Origin of the sequence: Neolewinella lacunae, from assembly GCF_014349155.1 — a bacterium.
GTDB lineage: Bacteria > Bacteroidota > Bacteroidia > Chitinophagales > Saprospiraceae > Neolewinella > Neolewinella lacunae.
On the sequence record NZ_JACSIT010000074.1, the window covers coordinates 1 to 21,318 of the forward strand.

The 21,318-nt window shown below is 60.2% G+C and carries 10 protein-coding genes and 2 pseudogenes; 7 read left to right on the forward strand and 5 right to left on the reverse strand.

All coding sequences use genetic code 11. The features are described 5' to 3' along the window. Positions 1-321: pseudogene (locus H9S92_RS05985) on the reverse strand (transposase); the annotation flags it as partial. A gap of 648 nt (positions 322-969) precedes the next feature. On the opposite strand from H9S92_RS05985, the gene ligA reads away from it, so the two are divergent. Continuing rightward, positions 970-3,108 (forward strand): NAD-dependent DNA ligase LigA, encoded by a 2,139-nt coding sequence (ligA, locus tag H9S92_RS05990; RefSeq protein WP_187465808.1) that lies wholly within the window; start codon positions 970-972, stop codon positions 3,106-3,108. Between the two features lie 214 nt (positions 3,109-3,322). On the opposite strand, the gene H9S92_RS05995 is transcribed toward ligA, so the two are convergent. The 4 genes from H9S92_RS05995 to H9S92_RS06010 form a co-directional block, all read right to left on the reverse strand. Then, the gene (locus H9S92_RS05995) at positions 3,323-4,267 is read right to left on the reverse strand and encodes a PorP/SprF family type IX secretion system membrane protein (protein WP_187465817.1); all 945 of its coding nucleotides are present in this window, start codon (positions 4,265-4,267) and stop codon (positions 3,323-3,325) included. Positions 4,268-4,284: 17 nt separating this feature from the next. Then, a complete protein-coding gene (locus H9S92_RS06000; RefSeq protein WP_187465809.1) occupies positions 4,285-11,427 on the reverse strand; it encodes a T9SS type B sorting domain-containing protein in 7,143 nt (2,380 codons plus the stop codon). A 307-nt stretch (positions 11,428-11,734) separates the two neighbouring features. Beyond that, positions 11,735-12,517 (reverse strand): class I SAM-dependent methyltransferase, encoded by a 783-nt coding sequence (locus H9S92_RS06005; RefSeq protein ID WP_187465810.1) that lies wholly within the window; start codon positions 12,515-12,517, stop codon positions 11,735-11,737. Positions 12,518-12,654: 137 nt separating this feature from the next. Then, positions 12,655-13,020, reverse strand: a complete 366-nt coding sequence (locus H9S92_RS06010; protein WP_187465811.1) for a HesB/IscA family protein — start codon at positions 13,018-13,020, stop codon at positions 12,655-12,657. 280 nt (positions 13,021-13,300) lie between these two features. Between H9S92_RS06010 and H9S92_RS06015 the strand changes: the two genes are divergently transcribed. The 6 genes and pseudogenes from H9S92_RS06015 to H9S92_RS06040 form a co-directional block, all read left to right on the forward strand. Further along, on the forward strand, positions 13,301-13,843 hold the full coding sequence (locus H9S92_RS06015) for a DUF7935 family protein (RefSeq protein WP_187465812.1): 543 nt from the start codon (positions 13,301-13,303) through the stop codon (positions 13,841-13,843). A gap of 35 nt (positions 13,844-13,878) precedes the next feature. Next, the gene (locus tag H9S92_RS06020) at positions 13,879-15,366 is read left to right on the forward strand and encodes a S10 family peptidase (protein ID WP_187465813.1); all 1,488 of its coding nucleotides are present in this window, start codon (positions 13,879-13,881) and stop codon (positions 15,364-15,366) included. An 87-nt stretch (positions 15,367-15,453) separates the two neighbouring features. Beyond that, positions 15,454-15,735 carry an AbrB/MazE/SpoVT family DNA-binding domain-containing protein gene (locus H9S92_RS06025; RefSeq protein ID WP_187465814.1) on the forward strand — a complete coding sequence of 94 codons (282 nt, stop codon included), beginning with the start codon at positions 15,454-15,456 and terminating at the stop codon, positions 15,733-15,735. 287 nt (positions 15,736-16,022) lie between these two features. Beyond that, complete coding sequence (locus H9S92_RS06030) at positions 16,023-19,631, forward strand: reprolysin-like metallopeptidase (RefSeq protein ID WP_187465815.1); 3,609 nt, start codon at positions 16,023-16,025, stop codon at positions 19,629-19,631. Between the two features lie 130 nt (positions 19,632-19,761). Continuing rightward, positions 19,762-20,853, forward strand: a complete 1,092-nt coding sequence (locus H9S92_RS06035) for an LptF/LptG family permease (protein WP_187465816.1) — start codon at positions 19,762-19,764, stop codon at positions 20,851-20,853. A gap of 218 nt (positions 20,854-21,071) precedes the next feature. Continuing rightward, a pseudogene (locus H9S92_RS06040) lies at positions 21,072-21,318 on the forward strand (transposase); the annotation flags it as partial.

Consider the following 21,318-nt stretch of genomic DNA (forward strand, 5'->3'; position numbering starts at 1 on the left):
AAAATAACCGACTCCAGCAGTATGCTTGCCACTCTTACTCAGGTATGAGGGGTCGAGAGCAATGATACGGTTGGGGCCTAAAAACGGCTCGCTCAACTCTCTGTTGAAGCCCAGCCAATCCATGCGTTTACCAAAGTGCTTACGGTAAGTGAACTCAGAATATTCGCCTTGACGACCTAGGTTGACAAAGTTCCGTCGGCCAATCATTGAGGGCCACAAAACGAAAAGATGGAGCAAAAAGCGGTAGCGCCATGCGGAAATACCAGGAAGTTTTTGCAAAATTGAGGCGACGAGGATTTCGATCTTCGTTGGGCAAGTCATATCTGTACGGTGTAAGGAACCAACAAGATAGGGCTTGCCCTCTTTATATGCATACTTTGCTAAAGTGTTGCCTCAAACCGTAGCGGACCATTGATCTGGGCAAAGAGCATCTTGAGGGAATTCGGCTCTCACAAATGGGCCCACAGTAATAGTTTGTGGCATCACATCTTCTTGGATGCCACAAAGCACAAACAAAAACAGTGCCAATCGGGCAAATACACTTTTCATAAATCTCTAAATTCAACCGTCATTTACCCACTCCGGTGCCGGGCCACCAGCAAAAAGACCTGATGATGTCTGTTGTCAGTGGCTAAATTAGGTACACAAAAAATGCAAGTTCCCGAAAGTTCTATCCCCTAGCCAACACCAGCAAATTTCGCCCCTTCTTTTTACCGCTGAATCTGTTTTATTTATGCACCGTTCGGGCCTCGGCATGTCCTTCTAATCTTATTGCTCTAAACCGAGCGGGTAAGTCCTCCATCTACCTATGCATCGGCCCTAACACCAAGCATCACACTCCAATACTTACCGCTCTAATCAGCAGTACCAACCGGGATGGGATACACAAAGCGCTGAAAAGCACAACTCTTGGTGGCAGGAAAGCAAAAAACTTGAACACACTTTTGCGCCCTACCCTACCTTAGCCCCATGTACAGCCCCACCGATCAACGCCAGTTTTACGACCGCTCCAAAGCCTACCTCCAGGGAGATGCCACGCCCGCTGCCAACGCCGCCGTCGCCGAACTCCGCCAACTGCTGCACTACCACGAATGGCGCTACTACGTGCAAGACGACCCCGTCTTGAGCGACTTCGAGTACGACGCCCTCTACCAGCAACTCCAGGGCCTGGAAAGCGCCCACCCCGAACTGGTGACGCCCGATAGCCCCACCCAGCGGGTAGGCAGCGACCTGACGGGCGACTTCCAGTCCGTACCCCACCTCGTCCCCATGCTCTCCCTGGGCAACAGCTACAATGCGGAAGACTTACAGGAATTCGACCGGCAGGTGAAACGGATGCTCAACCAAGACGAAAGCGCTCCCCTGGCCTACGCCGTGGAACCGAAGTTTGACGGCGGCACCATCGTCCTGGTCTACGAAAACGACCGCCTCGTCCGCGCCGCAACCCGGGGCGACGGCGTACTCGGCGAAGAAATCACCCACAACGCGCGGGTCATCAAATCCATCCCCCTTTTCGCCGCCTTCAGCAAGTACGGGCTCCACCGCGTGGAAGTGCGGGGAGAAGTCATCATCCGCAAAGACCGCTTCGCCAAAATGAACGCGGAACGGGAGCAGGATGGGAAAGTCCTCTACGCCAACCCCCGCAATACCGCAACGGGCGGCCTGCGCATGAAAAGCCCCGCCGAAGTGGCCGAACGCAACCTGGAAGCCTTCATCTACAGCTTCGGCTACGGCGTCGACGCCGCAGGCAACGATGCCGTCCAGGCCCTCGGCACCCACTCCCGCGCCCTCGATGTCCTCACCGAGCTCGGCTTCAAAGTGCCCGCCAGCGGCTCCGAGCGCACCCATGCGCCAGACATTGCGGCCGCCGCCGCCTTCTGCGCCCAGTGGGAACGCCAACGGGATGCCTACCCCTACGAAATTGACGGCATGGTCGTGAAGGTCGACGACCTCGTCCTCCAGGAACGCGCGGGCTACACCAGCCACCACCCCCGCTGGGCCATCGCCTACAAATTTGCCGCTAAACAGGCGACCACCACGCTGGAAAACGTCGAATACCAGGTAGGAAAGATCGGCACGATCACCCCCGTCGCCAAAACCACCCCCGTCTCCCTGGCTGGCGTCATGATCTCCAGCGTGAGCCTCCACAACGAAGATTTCATCCGGGATAAAGACCTCCGCCTGGGCGATAAGGTCTTGCTCGAACGGGCCGGCGACGTCATCCCCTACATCGTCAAACCCCTGGCCGACCTCCGCGACGGCAGCGAGCGCCCCATCGTCTGGCCCCTCACCTGCCCCATCAACACCACGGCGGAAGTAGTACCCCTGGTGCGCGAGAGCGGCGAAGCAGCCTGGCGCTGCCCCCACTGCGTATGCGGTGCCCAGGATCTCCAACGCATCATCTTCCACGTCTCCAAAGCGGCCATGGACATCGACGGCATGGGCAAACGCTACGTCGAACAGTTCCACGCCCGGGGCTGGCTCAACACCATCGTCGACGTCTACCGACTGCCCTACGAATGGATTTCCGTACTCGACGGCTTCGGCAACAAATCCGCCGAAAACCTCAAAGCCTCCGTGGAACGCGCCAAGCAAAACCCGCTCTGGCGCCTCCTCTACGGCCTCAGCATCCACCACTTCGGCAAGAAGGCCACCCAATTGGTGGCCCAGAATGTGGAGCACGTGCTCGATCTGGCGGAGTGGACCGAAGAGCAATTTCTCCACATCAAAGACATCGGCCCCACGGTCGCCCAAAACGTCCGCGCCTGGTTCTCCGACCCCGCCAACGTAGCGATGCTGCAGGAGTTGGAGCGCCTCGGCGTCAACGTCCGGCCCACCGCCGAAGACCGCCCGGCCGCCGTGGTCACGGAGGGGCCCTTCGTCGGCAAATCCATCCTCTTCACCGGTTCGCTGGAGCGCATGAGCCGCAAGGAGGCACAGGAAAGGGCGCTGAACGCAGGTGCAAAGATCGTCTCTGCCGTCAGTGGTAAACTCGACGTCCTCGTCGTGGGCGATAAGCCCGGTTCTAAACTCAAAAAAGCGCAGGAGCTGGGGACGGTCAGGGTGCTGACCGAAGACCAATTCTTAGCCGAGTTGGCCGGGGGGTGAAACGCTCCGCTACTGGTTGTAAAAGCTACCCTGGCGAAATAAACTTTTGCTCTTTCCCAAAATTTTGCTCGAAAGGTCATCCCTCTCCCATGGACGCGTTTTCTGGGGTAGGGGCCCCAGAAATAAGCCGAGGGAGAGGGCAAATTGGGCCGTTTGACAATTGTAGAGAGAGTACCCTCCTTGCTACAAGCGAAAGTATTCTCTCCACGATCCCCTAGCGCAAATCCCGCGGATCCACCACCCGGCCCGCGTCACCACGCCCACCGAAGCTGTAACCCACCGCCAACTCTACGCTGCCGTTTTGGGCGGATTTAAGGTCGCTCAAACCCAGGTCGTAGCTGAAACACATGTTCAGGTGCTCACTCAGGTAAAAGCCCAGCAGCGCGCTGGCACTCTCTCCGCCACCGTTGCCGCCCAGGCGATACGACGCGCCGCCAAAGAGGTTGGTGCCCACGTAGGCCGTCACGTTGAAGTCGGCATCAAACGGTGCTCCGCTGACGTATTTGGCCAGCATCTGAGGTTGGAGGCGCAGCTTTTCGTTCAGCGTGAAGGTGTAGCCTCCCATGAAGTAGTAGTGTCGGGCTTCGCGGGAGATGATCGTCTCCTCCGCACCCAGGTCAATGTTGTTCTCCAATAATCGTGGTGCGCTGATGCCCACGTAGTAGCTCGGGCCATCGATGAAGATGCCGGCCCCGAAGTTGGGCACCACCTTCGACTCCGTCGCTCCGGGAATGGCGGGGTCAATGCCGCCGCCCTGGATGGGGGTGGCGTCCTGGTATTCCACGTTGAAGTAACGCGCCGAGGCAGATACCCCCAGCCCCAAACGACTGCCCCGGCCAATGGGGATACGGTAGGCGTAGCTGCCTTCTACGTTGTACTGCTGCTCCAGGCCAATGGTCACCCGGCTCAAGCGGGCACCTACGCCCGTCCCGTTGGCCGTCATTGGCGAATTGAAGGTAAACAACTGGCTGCTGGGGGCGTCCTCGAAACCGATCCACTGCTGCCGGACTACGGCCTGAAGGGTGGTCGAGGGCTCCGCTCCCGCAAAGGCCGGGTTGAAGCCCAGCTTGTTGTACATAAACTGGGTGTACTGGGCGTCTTGCTGGGCGGCCAGGCCGGCGCAAACCAGCAGCACGAGCGCGAGGAAGAGAATTTTCATAAAGGTTTGCATGGGGCTTAGCGTTCGATGCGTACGTCGCCGGACTCGCGTTCGCGGGCTCCACCGAAGTCAATGATGAAAAAATAAGTACCCACGGGCAAATCGCTGCCTTGGTAAGTACCGTCCCAGTCGTTCTCGTAGGGGATGCCGCTGCGGTATACCTCGTCTCCCCATTGGTTGTAAATGGTCACCTGGCTCTGGGGGAACTCGGTGCGATCCAGCAGGCAGGGCACCACGAAACGGTCGTTCATCCCGTCGTTGTTCGGCGTGAAGATGTTGGGAGCATTGCAGGGGACGTCTTTGCCCACCAAAATGAAGACGGTGGCGGAGGCCGTGGCGCAGTTCTCGCTGGAGACCACGTAATCGAGGGCAATTTCGCCAACGAAGTTGACGGGCACGTCATAGGTGAAGGTCCCGTCCCCGTTGTCGGTCAGCGTACCTCCCTCGGCGGGCAAGGTCGGAAAACTGATGATGGATCCCTCCGGGTTGGCGTCGTTGAGCGTGGGATCAAAAGTGATGGCCGTTTGGAATTCGGTCTCCAGCGCATCATCGCGCGGCCGGGGTGGATCGGAGTAGAAAACGGAGACGGTATCGCGGGAACTGTCACCGCAGAAGCCGGCATCGGCCTCCCAAACGAAGCGGTTCTCCCCGGTCCGCAGGTTGGCCACTTCGGTCGTGGCATTGCCTGGATTGGCGATGGTCGCTCCGTCGTCGAGCGCAAACCAGCGTCCCGTAGAACCCAGGGTCGTAGGCGTGGCCCCTAGCGTAGCCGTACGCCCGGCGGTGCAGGCAAATACGTCTTCCCCCGCAAAAGGGTTGGGGTCGCTGACGTTGACCAGCACATTATCGGCCTTGACGCCGCAGTTGCTCGTCACCGTCCAGGTGAAGGAATAGACGTTGTCCGCCCGCAACCCCGTAATCCGGGTATTGGGGTTAGTGGGTTCGGCGATGACGACGCCGAGGATCTCCTGGGCCAGAGCCTGGCTCCAGCGGCCGCCACTGCCGTTAAACATCACCGGCGAGGCATTCAAACGGAGGTCTTCGCGCAGGCAGGCCAGGATATTGTCTCCCGCAATCGCCTCTTCGCCGTCGGTGACGGAAATGGTAACGGTGTCGGAAGCAAAATTGACGCAACTGCCGTTGGAAAGCGTCCACGCAAAGCGGTAGGGTCCCCCAAACTCCGTGAGTCCGCGCACGGCGGTGGTAAGGGAGCCGGGATTAACAATGCTGATGTCACCCGTCCCCTGCACCAGCGTCCAGCGCCCGGAACCCGACCCAATGGGTCCGGCTTCCAGGAGGTAGAGCCCCGCACAAACTACGGTATCCCGCCCCGCATCGGCCACCTCATCACCCGCCGCATCGAGCCGCACGAGGACGGGGGAAGAGAGCGGACTGGAACAGCCCGCCAGCGACGCCCGCACGCTGAAATCAAAAAGGCCACCGCCCGCAAACAGCCCAAAATCCTGTACCGGAAACACCAGACTTTCCGTCGGTGCCCCTACGGCCACCTGTCCATTTTGGATGAACCATTGGTAAGTTGCTCCCGGAGTGGCCGTATTGGGGTTGACCCGCAACTCCAGTACCGCATCCGGGTCGCTCAGGCAAACGGGGGAAATCGGTTGGGCGACCGGCGCACCCGGGGTGGGCAGCACGGAAACCTCCACGAACATCGTATCCGAAGAACACCCATTGATGGTAGCCACCACGCTGTAGCGGCCGGCGTGAACTGCTGCATCGGCACGGGCAATCGTCGGGTTGGGCAAACTCGAACTGAAGTTGTTGGGGCCGCGCCAGGAATAGGTCGCGCCAGCCAGGTCCGTCGCCTGGAAATTGATCTCCTGCCCTTCGCAGGCGGGGTCGTCGGCCTGCACCGTGATGGCGGGGAAGGGCGTTACCGTAATGTTCCGCCCTTCGGAGGGCAGGGAGGTACAGCCATTGCGGATGACGCGAACGGTGAAAGCTCCGGAGAGGTCCGCCTCCACCTCCCGCAGCAGGAGACTGTTGCCCGTAGTGGGGATATTGGTGCCGTCGCCGAGTTGCCACAAATAGGTGGTTCCCGCGCCGAAGTCGTTGGTTTGCAAAACCAGGTCGTCGCCCGCACAAATGGAAGTCGCCCCCGAGGGCGTGAAAGGCCGCACGGGAGCCGCTGGGGCAAAATCGAAGTTGACCGTCATGGAAAAGCGCTCCGCCACACAGCCCGCGGCGTTGCTGACCGTCAGGGTATAAACGCCGTTGGATGCCAGGCTTACGTTGGGAATCTCGAATACCTCGGCGGTACTGGTGCCTTCGGGGCCCGTCCACTGGTAAAAATAGCTGCCCCCGGCGGGCAGGGCGGGAGTGATGTTGGCGCTCAGGCTCACCGTCTCTCCCCCGTTCAGGCAGCGCCCGGAGGAAACGACAATGGAATCCACCACGATGCCTTCCAACACGTTCACCTCCACCGTATCACGGGCAAAGCAGCCGGAGGGGGAAGTGACGGTCAGTACGTAATTGCCGTTCACCGCGTCAGTCACCTCAGTCAAAAGGGGAGCAATTTGGTTGGCCACAAACCCGTTCGGGCCCGTCCAACGGTAGCTGCTGCCCGCAATGTTGCTGGCCCCCTGCAAGATCAGGTCATTGCCCGCACACACGGGGTCGGGGATGATGCTGGCGCGGGCCTGAGGACTGGTCCCCAGCCGCACATTTACCGGCAAACTGGGCGCCGAAAAACACTGGTCGCGGCGAATGCGCACTGTCCATTCCCCAGCCAGGGCCGGGGTTACCGGAGCAATTCGCAACTCCGCGCCCGTCGTTTCCAGCAGTTGCCCCGCCGGACCAGCAAACAGATATGCCACACCCGAAGCATCGCTAGCCCGCAAGACCAGGGTATCGGAAGGGCAAACGTTAGCCGTCGCCGAAAGCGTGGTGGGCGCATCGGCGGGCAGTACCGTCAGGACCACCGAGTCGGGCAGACTGAAACAACCCTCCGAACGCACTGTCCGCAGGTAGTAGGTACCGCTCTGCGCCAGGTCCAGGTCCGTCAGTACCAGTTCCTGCCCGGTGGCCAAAAAGGCATTGGGGCCTGTCCACTGGTACTCCACGTTGGGTACGGGGTCGGCTACGAAGCGGGCTTCGCCGAATTCGCAAGCGGTCACTGCCGTTTCCACAGCATTAGCGGCGGGCCGGGTGGTGGTGCCTACCGTCACGACGTTGGAAGGTGGCGAAGCACAGCCATTGACGTAGACGATGGCGTAGAAAGTCCCGCTGCTCGCCCCGCTTGCGAAGGGAGCGCTGAAACTGGCCGCCGTGCTTTCGCCCAGCAGCACTCCGGCTCCGGGCTCGCCCCGGAACCACTCGTAGCGCACGCTGCCCGGATAAACGGATACGGAGCGCAGCGCGGCGTCATCGTCGGTACACACCCGGGCGGGCGCGACGACCACCGGCGCAACGGGGATGGCCCCGATGGCCACGTTGACCACACCCTCGGCGACGCAGCCGGTAATGCCGCGGATCTCCACCCGGTAGGCCCCGCCGTTGTTTTGATTGACGCCGGGGATGACCGGGTTTTCCTGGGTGCTCAGCAAGTTGCCCGCCGGGTCAAACCAGCGGAAGGTGTAGATCGTTTGGCCCGGACTGGCCACCGTCGGCGGATTGGCAAAAAGCCGCAGCGTATCCCCGCCGCACAGGGAAGTCGTAGCCGTTGGCTCGGGCCCCAGCGGCGCAATACTGGCCATGGTTGTACACGAAGTCTCGTTGCCGCTGGCGTCGGTGACCACCAAAGTCAGGGGTACGGCTTCTCCGTACTGCTCGCAGGTAAAAATATTGGGATCCAGGGCCATCGATGCAATACCGCAATTGTCGGTGCTCTCTCCGCCAATCACTTCGGGGGCCAGGGTGATGGGGGCGACTCCGGAGGGGTCGACGAAAACCGTCGTGGCCTGGCACACGGCAATGGGCGGCGTCTCATCGCGCACCGTTACGTTGAAGGTACATTCCGCGATGTTGCCCCCCGCATCCGTAACGCGGTAGGTAAAGGCAGTAATCCCCTGGTTGAACACCACTACGGGCTGAGGATTGGCCGGGCTGGTGGCCGTCAGAGGAGTTTGGGTAGCGCCCGTCGTCGCGAACGCTGGGTAGAAGGCGCGGTAGGTCACCAGCACCGAAGCCCGGGAAATCCCGTCGTTGTCTCCGTCTTCTTCCACGGCATCCACGGCGCAGGGAATCAATCCTTCACCGGCAACTCCGGGCGGAACGGTTACCGGGCGCGGACGCAGGTGCAGGGTGAAGTTGCCGTCGGCCGACCTCCCCGCAGCAAAGTCTGCGGCGCTCAGTTTCAGGCGCAGGAGCCCTTCACTGGTGCAGGTAGCCATGGATGACGCAGTACTGCCCAGGATCGCGCCCCCCGGCAAAACGACGTCGAGGATGGCCCGGGGATTATCGAACCGGCCGCGGAAACGGACGTCAATATCCACACTATCTACCAGTACGGCCGGGGCGTTGCGCAAAACAACGGTGAGTTCACCTGCCTGGTAGCTGTTGAGGTTGGGGTCAAAAAAGAACGGCAGGCGCGGGTCTCCGGGGCCTTCTTCGAAGCTGAGGGTATAGGGATCGCAGTTGTCGGTCACTTCCACCGGCAGCGGAAGGGTCAGCCGGGTTTGGCAGCTGTCGGGAGCAAGCACCACCTCGATGTCCGCCGGGCAGGTCACCTCGGGGGCTTCCTGGTCTTCTACCGTGACGGTAAAGCGGCACTCGTCGCTGTTGCCCCCGCAGTCCGTTACCCGGTAGGTGATCTGGTGCAGGCCGAGGGAAAGCCCCCGCAGCACACTGTCCAGGGGGGAGACGACTACAAACCCAGCGCCGTCGATGTCCATCTCGTAAGTAATTGCCGTGAGGCGGAAGGCCGGCTGCCGCAGGTCGATACGCGCCCGGCTTCCCCCGTCGCAGAGGTTGTTGATGGCAAAGGTGCCGGGCCGGCCGGCGGGAATGTTGGGCTCCAGGCGCAAGGTGATCACCCCGTCACTGGCGTAGCGGTTGAAGAGCGCGGCTGGTAGCGTATCGATGGTCACCACCGTTTCACACTGTACCGTGCCCTGGGCCGTGGTACCCAGCAAGGTGCCGTCCTCGCCGTAAATGAAGAAAAATTCATCGTCCCCTTCGGCATCAATGTTCTCCAGGGTGATGGTGTATACGCCGTTGGTGGAGGCGTTGACGGGCAGTTGCCGGTTGATCGGCAGGTTGAAGAAAAAGGCGTTGACGGGAACGGACCCTAGCTCCGCCTGGTTGGTGGCATTACTGGTGATCACAACAGTATCCCGCAGGCGCAATTCAAAAGGCAGGCCGTTGGCGCACTGGTCCTCAACCGTGGGGGGTACGAAGCTGACGTCAGCCGTACAGGTCCCCTCGTCCGTCCCCACAATCACACTCGGCGGGCAGTTGAAGAGGTTGATGGGGAGTTCGTCGATTTGGCGGTAGAGGACGGTGGCCGTGGTGCTGTTGTTGCATTGGTCCGTTACGATGATGTCGACGGACAGGCGGCGGACGGTGCCATCGGCCTCGGCGCAGTTGATGTCCGGAAAAAGCGGGAAGTTGTTGGTTCCGGTTTCCACTACGGAAACCCGCAAGTCGGCGCTTGGCGTACAGGCGTCGGTGAAGCGCGCGCCGGCCAGGTCGGCCAGCCAAAGGTTAAAGCGCTGCTCTTGCGAAGTTTCCCCCGAGCCGGTATTGCAGGTCGTCACCAGGTCGGTGGGCTCCACCGTGAAAACCGGGCCGGTAGTGTCGATGACGGTAATATTCTGGATGAAAAAGCGGTCGTTATCGCAATCGTCAAAAATCCGCCAGGTACGCACCACCGTAAAATTACCGGGGCAGGAGCCCGGCGTGACGTTGTCCGTAAAGGAAAGGTTGACGGTTTCGTCGCAATCATCGAGCAGGTTGCGCGGAGCGTCGGAGCTGCTCAGGTTCTGGAAGTTGCCACAGTCGGTCGTCAGGTTCTGTGCGGGAGGCGTGAAGGTGGGGAGCCCTTCGTCGCGCACGCGGATGTCTTGCACGCGAATGCGGCTGTTGCCACAGGGGTCGGTCACGCGCCAGGTGCGGCGGACGTTAAAACTGTTGCCACACAAAACCCCGCTGATGATTTCGTCGGTGAACGTGATGTCCAGATCTTCCAGGGCGGCGCAGTTGTCGGAGAGCGCCGTTGGCCGGCCCGTGAAGTTGAGATCAAAGGGATCGTCCGTACAGGAGATGTTCAGGTTTTGGGGCCGGGTGAAGTCGGGCGGCGTCCCGTCGCGGAAGGCCAGTACGGTGGTGGCCGTGGTCATGTTCCCGCAGGCGTCGGTGGCGAGGTAGGTGCGGGTGATTTCGTATTCGTATTCCCGGCAGGTGTTGTCAAATTGGCGGTTGCTCATTTCGCTGAACATCAGGCGGGGCAGAGTATCGCAATCCGTGAGGGCCACGTTGGGCGGGATAGGTGGTACGGCGGCGCAGTCCAGGAAGATGGTGTCATTTACTACCCCGGTGATCGTAGGGCCCACCGTATCGACGGTGAAGTAACTGAAAGCCACCATCGCCGTTTCGCCGCACAGGTCGGTGACGGTAAAGAGCACTTCCAGGCGGTCGTTGCAATCGTAGCCCCGCAGGCTGGTGGGGGCGTCGTCCTCAATTGAGGAGATTGGCGCGCACCCCGGGCGGGCGGCGGCGGCGACGGCCAGGCGGCGGTCGCCCAGCCAGCGGGCGTAGCTCTCGGGGTCGCCTGCCCTGTTTACCGACCGGCAGTCTACCGTGTCATTCGCGACGGGAAGCAGAGAAACGTTGATGCTCGGTCCGTCCAGCAGATCCGGGGCACCGAAGGTGATGACCTGGGTTTGGGTGGCCACGCCGTTGCCATCGCTTACGCGCCAGGTACGCGTTACGGTACCACCGATGCAGGGGGCGTTGGGATTGGACAGGTTGTCAACGGGATTTACGTTGATGGTGTCCGGACCCCGTGGGGTAGTGACCGCCGCTCGCAAGGGGCGCCCCGTGGGTACGTCGGAGAAGCAATCCACCGTCTCGTTGGGAGGAGCCGGGTCTAAAAAGACGGGTGTTTGGGCCGCCAGCGGACTGGAAAAAGCCAGCAAGAACAGCGCAAAAAACAGCGAGGGTCGCCAGGCCGGCGAAAACGTAGTAGGGTAAATACGGAGCATACCGTTCGTGAGATTACGGGGGGGAGACAACAAAATATGGAGGAGGAACAGGTGGGGAGGTCGCTAGCACGGAGCTACCACCGCAGCCACGCGCGGAGCAGGAGTAAAGGAATAGTCATTGGGATCGGGAACTTAAATCGGTTTGCAGATAACACTTAGGAACAAGGGGCATGAACATACCCCTGCCGTTCCTAACTGCAAATATACGGAGCATTCCGCGTTCTGTAGCAGCGGGCAGCGGAGAGCGTGCCAAGGGTTGGGGCAGCGGCCATCCCCTTCGCTGCGGGAATGAAGCAGCCTCTTTTTATCAACGTCGCAGCAAGGTGAATGCCAGGGTTGACCATTGAATGGCGTTGCCCCGGACATCCATCGGTTCGGTGAGCCAGAGCGGGTCCGTCCAGTCAAGCACCTCCCAGCCGGCGGCTTGCAGGGCGTGCAAAAGTTTTACGGGCGGATGCCATTCCCGCCAGGCTTCCGGCCGCAGGAAATTGAGGGGAGAGAGGGTGATGACGCGCCCGCCGGGCCGCAGCACCCGCATCCATTCCGCAAAAGCGGCCAGCGGGTTGGGCAGGCGGTCAATCAAAAAACTGTTGACCACTGCGTCAAGGGAGTGGTCGGGGAAAGGCAGTGCCTCGGCCCTGGCCAGGGCAAATTGAAGCCGGGTAAGGTGGTGCCCCGGCAGCTGGGGCGAACCGTAGCCGTAGCGGAAGAGGTTGGGGCGGAGGGTCTCGCCCTGCACCCAGTAGGCACGGGCCTGCCGCAGCATCTGGTAGCTGAAGTCGATGCCGTACACCGCCGCTCCGGGGTGGGCGCGGAGCAGCTCGGCCGCCAGGCGCCCTACGCTGCAACCGACGTCGGCCAGGGTCAGGTCCTCCCCCGGCGGAAGCTGCCCGAGTACGTAGTCGGCCACCGCCTGAAGCGGATAAGCGCCGTGCAATTCATCGGCCAGGTGGAGAGCAGTTTGGCGGGTGACCAGCTCATCGTAGCGCTCGTAAACGTCTGCCCGAAATTCTTCGGCGGACTTCGCGTGGTAGAAGGGGATTTCCCCGCGTACGGAAAGGGGCTCCGGGAGGAGTTGTAGGTTGGCCATCCCAAGGTTGTTTACACCGCAAAGGCGACCTGCGGTGCCGTGTCTGGCGGTGGAACCCGCAGCATACCGAGGGCCGGGGGTGCGGGGTACACCGTAGTTGGCGGGGTCAAAAAATCAGGGTAGCCTGCCCAAAAAAATCAGGCGCTGAAGCTGGAGCCACAGCCACAGGTTTCCGTGGCGTTCGGGTTGTTGAAGGTGAAGCCGCGGTTGTCCAGGCCAGTGGCCCAGTCGATTTCCATACCGATGAGGTAGAGGGCGTGGCCGGATTTCATCAGGACGGTCTCTTCGCCAACGGTGTAGTGTTTATCATCTTCCTCGGGCAGGTCGAAGCCGAGCTGGTATTCAAAGCCGGAGCAGCCGCCACCCCGTACGCCCACGCGCAGGAAGTGGTCATCTCCCACGCCAAGTTCCTTGCGCAGGCTGGCCAGGTGTTCCAGGGCCGACGGCGTGATGGAAATGGGGGAGGTGCTGGTCTTGCTGGGGGTTGATACGTCAGTAGTCATGACATAATTTTGAGGCGGTAAAGTTACAAAGATTACCTTTGGGAGCGTTGGGTGCCTTGTAAAGGGCATACAGTGGTAACACCTTTGGCCCGGCCCTGGTTGCCCCGTTTGGTGGGGTATTCTCAGTTGCCGGAATGTGGCCAAACGCCATTACCTTGCCGTGCCGCTGAGTAGGCCAGGCTTGAACAGCCCAGGCCCGGCGATGGTTGCCCCGCCCACTTTGCACCAACTTTTTCTTTCCAAAGCCTACTCGTAAAACCGCCCCAGGATAATTTTTTACATGGATCTGACCACCGCACTATTCCTCTTCCTAACCACCTTGATCGGCATCGTCGGCATTTTTGCCTGGATCGTCAACGGGAGCCTGTCCCGGCTCAACGCGACGCTTGTCGCCCTCGACCAGCGGAGCACCGCGCCCGTTGCCCCGGCCGACCGCGAAAACAGCACCAACCTCCGCCTCCAGGCCTGCGAGCGGCTCACCCTGATGCTGGAGCGCATCAACGTGCCCAACCTGTTGCTGCGCCTGCCCGCACCCGCGCCCGCCACCACGGCCAAAGAATACACCGCCGGCCTGCTCCTTTCCATCCAGCAGGAATTTGAGTACAACGTCACGCAGCAGGTGTACGTCAGCGACGCACTCTGGTCGGTGCTGTTGCAGGCGCGCGACAACGTCTCCCAACTCATCGTCCGGGCCGCCGAAGGGGCCGATAGCGGCGAGCAGGTACTGGCCCGCCTGCGGCTGATGAGCACCCGGCAGCCGGAAGATGCCATCGCTCTGGCGCAGTCGGCCGTTCGCAAAGAAGCCGCGATGGTTTTGGGCTAGGCCCACCTCTTTTTCGTCTATTCAACTCACCCACTATGCTACGTCCGCTTTTCCTCCTTTGCTCCTTAGTTCTTTTGGCTTGCACCTGCGTCCGCGCCCAATCCGGACCGGGAAGGATGCTGGATATGGACACCAGTTTCAGCAGCCAGCACAGCGTCACCATCCAGGGCAAGACCGTGAAATACGAGGTGGAAGCGGGCGTCCAACCCGTGTACCACGAAGACAAAATTGTGGCCGGCCTGCAGTACACTTACTACCGGCGGACGGACGTGACGGACCCCAACCGCCCGCTCCTGATCAGCTTCAACGGCGGGCCCGGCAGCGCCTCGGTGTGGATGCACCTGGCCTATACCGGCCCCAAAGTGCTCAACATCGACACTGAAGGCTACCCCGTGCAGCCCTACGGCGTGAGTGACAATCCGTTTTCGGTGCTGGACGTGACGGACATCGTTTTCGTCAACCCCGTCAACACCGGTTTCAGCCGCATGGTAGAGGGAGCCGACCGCAAGCTCTTTTTTGGCGTCAACCAGGACATCGAATACCTGGCCGACTGGGTGAGTAACTTCGTGAGCCGCAAAAACCGCTGGCGCAGCCCCAAATTCCTCATCGGTGAAAGCTACGGCACCACCCGCGTGGCGGGCCTTGCCCTGGAGCTACAGGAATCCCGCTGGATGTACCTCAATGGCGTGATCCTCGTTTCACCCACCGAAATCGGCATCGTCCGCGACGGCATCGTGGAGGCCGCCAACCGCCTGCCCTACTTCACCGCCGCAGCCTGGTACCACCAGCAACTGCCCGCCGACTTACAGGGCAAAGACCTGGTGGAGGTACTGCCCGAAGCGGAGGCTTTCACCCGCGATGAACTCCTGCCCGCCCTTTCCTACGGCGCGGAGCTGAGCGACGAGCGCCGCCGGGCCATCGCCGCCAAAGCCGCCCGCTACTCGGGACTGAGCGCCCAGGAGTGGCTGGACAACAACCTGATGGTCGAAACCAGCTACTTCTGGAAACACCTGCTGCGGGGCGAGGAACGCGGCAACTTCACCGTAGGCCGCCTCGATTCCCGCTACAAAGGCATCGACGGCCGCGCCGCCGGCGAACGGCCCGACTACAACAGCGAACTCACCAGCTGGCTCCACTCTTTTACCCCCGCCATCAATTACTACCTCCGCGATGAACTGGGCTTTAAGACCGACCTACAGTACAATATGTTTGGGCCCGTGCACCCCTGGGACCGCTCCGGCGACCAGACCGGCCCCAACCTGCGCAAGGCCATGGCCGAAAATCCCTACCTCAACGTCATGATCCAGTCGGGCTACTTCGATGGCGCGACGAATTATTACGACGCCAAATACAGCCTCTGGCACCTTGACCCCAGCGGGCGCATGAAGGACCGCCTCAGCTTCAAAGGCTACTACTCCGGCCACATGATGTATCTGCGCCGCGCCGACCTCGAAAGCGCCAACCAGGACGTGCGGGAGTTCATTATGAAGAGCTTGCCGGGCGGGAAGAGTGCGAAGTATTGAGCGGAAATCTTTGAGGGCAAAAAAAATGAACCCAGGAAGTGCCGTAACTTCCTCTTATTTTTATTCGTTCGACGGTAAAAGTTAGGTATGACTTTACGTACCGATAAGTCTGGCCGAATCCTTCTGCCCAAGTTGGTGAGAAAGCATCTCGGGATTGAACCCGGGGATGAGGTTCAACTCCTCCCTAACGCCGATGATCACTCCTTTCAGCTCAGCGCTGCCCCTTCTGACCAAGACCAAATCCTGGTGATGACCGAGTGGGGGTTTCCCATCGTCTACACGAAACAGACGCTGCCAGCGGATTTTGACACCGTGGTTTTTACGAAGGAGACTTACGAGGAACACTTTCGTAAAAAACTGGGATTTTGACCCCGGTGGAAAGGAGAGGATTCCGCTCGAAAACCCTCAAAACCTATCAACCAAAGGCACAAATAACGGTTGAATCGGGTCGGGGAAGACATTTACTTCGCGGGGGGGGGCGCTCGCTTACCCTTTACTGAGGCGGTAGCGAACGACGGCCCCAAACCCAAGTAAAACCGACCCTCCCCAGTGCAAATTAGCCCCTGTCTCAACCCGCAACTACGGTTAGTGTAAGCCACCCGACGCTGCGGTGCGGCCCGTTTTTTTATCTTTGTGTTTCATTCATTATCGAAACGATGACCAGACTTTTATTCCTCGGGGTGGCACTCTGCACTTCCCTCGCGCTGGCTGCCCAGCACTCCGCCTTTCAATTGTTTAATGCTGGCCCGGATTTGGCCGTGGAAGGCTCGGTGACGGCTACCTTAGACCTGGACCAGCTGCGGGCCGACCTGAAGCGGGCGCCGCTGGAATTTTCGGGCACGAAGAGCAGCACGCGGGTGCGCCTGCCCCTGCCCAACGGGGAATTTGCCGAATTTGTGGCTTACAACAGTCCGGTCGTGAAAAACAATCCGCAGCTGGGCTCTTACCGCGTCAGTGGCCCCTGGGGCGGCGGCCGGGTGGCCACCTCCTGGAAGGGCATGTCGGCCGTCTTGCGCGGTCCCGCCGGCTACTTCGTCATCGAGCCGGTGGAAGGCACGACCGACGTTTACCGCATCAGCGACTACCGTGACTACATGGAGGAGCTGAGCATCACGCAGGGCCCCCTGTCCTGTGGTTATGACGATAGTGCACAACCCGACTTCAGCGATTTTACCGTCGATCCCGACCTGTTGGAGCAGGGCGCGGTCGCAGGTGCCGGGGGAAGCCTTAAGGCAGGGAACGAAGCGCGGGAGCTCCGCATCTACGACCTGGTCATGACCAACACCGGAGAATTTGCCCAGCGCGTGGGTGGAACGGCTGCCGACGTACAGGCCGCCTTCAACACCGCCGTGTCTACCATCAACGGCATCTTCGAAAACGAGGTGGGCATCCGGATGAACCTGGTAGAAGTACCCGGCCTGATTTACCTGGACCCCGCTACGGACCCCTTCACGAATGCCAATCAGGGCAGTGCCTTGCTCGGCCAGGTCATCGACGCCTTCCAGGCCAACTCCGTGGCTTCCGAAAGCTATGATCTGGGCCACATCTTTACTGGCGGCTGCACGGACGTAGGTGGCGTAGTAAGCGGAAATGCCTGCACTGGCGGCAAAACCCGGGGCGTCACCTGCGTCGGTGGCTCCGTAGTGGGTGCAGCCCTGCGCATCATGGCCCACGAGGTAGCCCACCAGTTTGCCGTCAGCCACAGCTGGAACAACTGCCCGGGCAGCGACAACCAGCGCGCCTCCAGCACCGCTTTCGAACCCGGTTCCGGAACGACCATCATGTCTTACGCCGGTGCCTGCGGCAGCGAAAATGTGGGCGGCGAAGAGGCTTACTACCACGTAGGCAGCCTGGAGCAATTCCTGGAGTTTACCCGCGTGACCGGTGCCCGCCAGTGCGCTACCGTAGTAGAAACCGGCAACCTTACTCCCGAAGTATCGCTGCCCTACACCAGTGGATTCTACATCCCCGTTAACACCCCCTTCCGCCTGGTGGGCAGCGCTACCGACGCCAACGGGGATGACCTGACCTACAACTGGGAACAGTACGACCTGGGCCCCGCCTCCGAAGTTCGTGAGCCCCGGGGTAATGCTCCCATTTTCCGGTCCTATGCGCCCACCCCCACCGGCAACGAGCGCTACTTCCCCCGCCTGGACCGCATCATCAACAACATCACCACCGTTGCCGAAAAACTCCCGACCTACAACCGCCGGCTCACCTTCCGCCTGACCGCCCGCGACAACAACGAAGAAGCGGGGGGCGTCGACTGGGAAGAAGTCCAATTCTTCGCCGACACCACGGCCGGTCCATTCATCGTCAATAACCCCGACTCCATGGTCTGGCGCGTGGGCGAATACCAACGCGTCAGCTGGGACGTGGCCAATACCGACCAAGCCCCGGTCAACTGTAAACGGGTAGACATCCTGCTGTCCACCGACGGCGGCTTGACCTTCGACCTGGTTTTGGTAGAAAACGTAGCCAACAACGGCAGCGCCTTCGTCACCGTGCCCGCCGAAGCGGCCGACTCCGATGCCCTGATTATGGTACGCGCCGCCGACAACGTTTTCCTCAACATCAACGAGGATGCCTTCCGCATCGAACCTGCCACCCAGCCTGTCTTCACCTTCGAGCCTGCCATCCGCTTTGCCGAAGTGTGCTTGCCCGCTACCGTGGAAGTTGGCCTCAATACGGGCAGTGTGCTCGACTTTGCCAACCCTATTGCGCTGAGCGTTGACCCTGCTACGGTGCCCGCTGGCGCGGAGGTCACCTTCTCCTCCCCGACCCTGGCCCCCGGCGAAGACGCTACGCTGAGTCTCGACCTGAACGACATCCGCTTCAACGGCATCCTGGAACTGACGGTCATCGCCGTCGCCGAAGGCCAGGACACGGCCCGCCGCCAGATCGTGCTGGACGTGACCGACAACGATTACTCCGACCTGGCGACCATCGCCCCCGTTGAAGGCACCACGGGCATCATCCTTTCTACGGATTTCTCCTGGACGGATGCTGCTAACGCCGATGCTTACGACATTCAGATTGCCACCTCCCCTACCTTCTCTGAGGCCAGCATCGTGGAGCAGGCCATCCGCATTACCGACACGGAATACTCCCCGATCGACTTCTTCGAGCCCAACACGCTCTACTTCTGGCGCATCCGCCCGAGCAACGTCTGCGGCGACGGTGCCTGGACGGACCCGCAAAGCTTCCGAACGGTCAACAGCCAGTGCGATACGGAAACCTACACGGGCAACCCCATTACCCTGCCCGGTTCCGGCCGTGCTTTCGTCCGCCAGTCCACCATCTTCGTAGAAACCCAGGGCAACATCAGCGACATCAACATCCCCAATGTTAAGGTCCGCTACAACTTTGCCTCCAAAGTGACCCTTACGCTGCAAAGCCCCGCGGGTACCCGGGTAGTGTTGTATCAGGAGAACTGCTTCTCCACCAACGTCATCGATCTCGGCTTCGACGACGACGCCCCCAACGCCCTGAGCTGCCCGCCCGACGACCGTCGCGTATTCCGCCCGGTAGGCGACCTTTCGGCCTTCAACGGCCAGAACACCATCGGCGAATGGATCCTGGAAGTGGCCGTAAGTGAGGTTGGTGGTTCCGCCGGCGCCATCGAAACCTGGTCCATCCAGTTCTGTGCTGACGTTGCTGCTTCCGCTCCCGCCCGCATTAACAATCAAGCTACGCAGGTTCCCCCGCTGCTGAAAAACTCGATTGAGACCGAAAACCTGCTCGTCACCAGCCCGGGCTTTAACACCGCCGAGATCGTCTACACCCTCACGGCGCTGCCCACGGCGGGCCGTCTGCTGCTCCACCGCAACGAACTCGAAGTAGGCGATACCTTCCGCCAGGCCGACATTGACGGTGCCGGACTTTTCTACGAAAACCTGGACGGCACGGCAACCAACGACGACTTCGGCTTCCTGGTCACCACCCCCGACGGCGGCTACCTGGCCATCGATTACCACGACATCATCATTGACGAGAACGCTACGGTGAGTGCCCCCAACCAGAGTGCCCTCGACGCCGGCCTCGAAGTGTTCCCCAACCCGGTCAACAACGAGTTGCAGGTACGCTGGACCGCCGAAACGAGCCTGCCCCTCAACCTGGAGCTTTACGACGTGAACGGCCGCAGATTGCTCCAGCGAACCGTGGCGGGCAACAGCCGGGCGGCGCGCTTAGACACCCAAGCCCTGCCCGCTGGCATCTACCTGCTGCGCCTGGAAGGGGCCGTCCGCCGCATCGTAAAACAGTAAATTTCCCCCGCCTTGACGGAGAAAGCCGCGCCAGTGCGTAGAAAGGTGTCAGAAGTACACATCCTTTCGCGCGCTGGCGCGGTTCTTTTGTACCTGAGCCCATCGGTAGACGGAGGGCATATTCTGACCTATGCTGAAAAAACTGGATTGGTACATCATCGGGAAATTCCTGCGCACCTTCTTTTTTACGGTGCTCATCTTTTCGATGGTGAGCCTGATCATCGACTTCAGTGAAAAGGTGGAGCGCTTCATTGAGAGCGACATTACCGCCTCGGTCATCATTTTTGAGTATTTCCCGACCTTTTTGCTCTTCATCCTCGGCTTTTTGTGGCCGATGCTGACCCTGATTGCGGTGATCTTCTTCACGGGGCGGATGGCGAACAACTCGGAGATCATCAGCATCCTCAACGCGGGGGTCAGTTTTGGGCGCTTGCTGCGGCCCTACTTGCTGACGGGTGCCTTCCTGGCCGTCTTGTACCTGATCGGGCTCAATTTTGTCATTCCCTGGGGCAACGAACACCGCGCAGACATCGAAAGGGTCTACTTTAACCGCAATAAGGACGAAGGTAAAACGGCCAACGTCCACATGTTCGTGGCGCCCAATACGAAGGTCTTCATGACCCACTACAGTAAGCGCGACAGTTCGGCGCGGAATTTCCGCATCGAGTATTTTGAGGACAATGAATTGCGCAAGCTCACGAAGGCGCGCACGGCGAAGTTTGTTCCGGGAGACACCGCCTACTGGAAGTTGGAGAACTACGAGATGCGCACTTTCGATGGCCTGGAGGAGAGCATTGTGCTGGGCGGCAGCCGCACGCTGGATACGGTGCTGAACCTGTTCCCGGAAGACTTCGTGGATTACCAGGAACAGCAGTCGGCCATGAGCACGCCGGAGTTGTTTTCCCACATCCGCAAGCAGCGCGAGCGGGGCGCGGGTAACATCCGCAAGTACGAGGTAGAGCTGGCGCGGCGCTCGGCCGAACCCTTCACGATTTTCATCCTCATTCTCATTGGGGTATCGGTGGCGGGGCGCAAAATTCGCGGTGGTATGGGCATCCAGCTGGCCTTAGGGATATTTATTGGAGCGCTGTTCGTGTTTTTGAGTCGCTTTGCGTCCACCATTAGCACGGGTGCGGAGTTGCCCGTTTTGCTGGGCATGTGGATGCCGAACCTCATTTTTTCCGCCGCCGCCCTGTTCTTTGTAGCTAAGGCGCAGCGGTAGGGGACCAAGCACTAAGGCTCTAATAAAGTAGCAATACCGATGGGGCAGGGGCAATTAGTTACAGCTAGTTTTCAACAATGGTCCGTAGTGATTTTAGGCTAAAAATGGGCCAGTTTGGATGAAAACGGACAAGTACATATCTTGGAAGTTACCAAACACACCAAGCTATGACTTGTCCTACGAAGACTCGCGCCCTCGCTCGCACAATTATACAGCAAATGGATGACATTGGCGTCTGGCAACGAGATTTTTTACTTGACTTGTTCGACTTGTGGCTGTGTATCCACGGCCGCTACAACTTCACTCACCTTGCCCGCTACGACGAACGCGACGAGAGTACGTTTCGGCACAATTTCGCTAGATCTTTTGATTTTTTTCAACTCAACTTGCTCCTAGTCAAGCAACATCTGAGTAAAGACAGGGTTATTGCTTTCGACCCCTGCTACATCACTAAAAGTGGTAAGT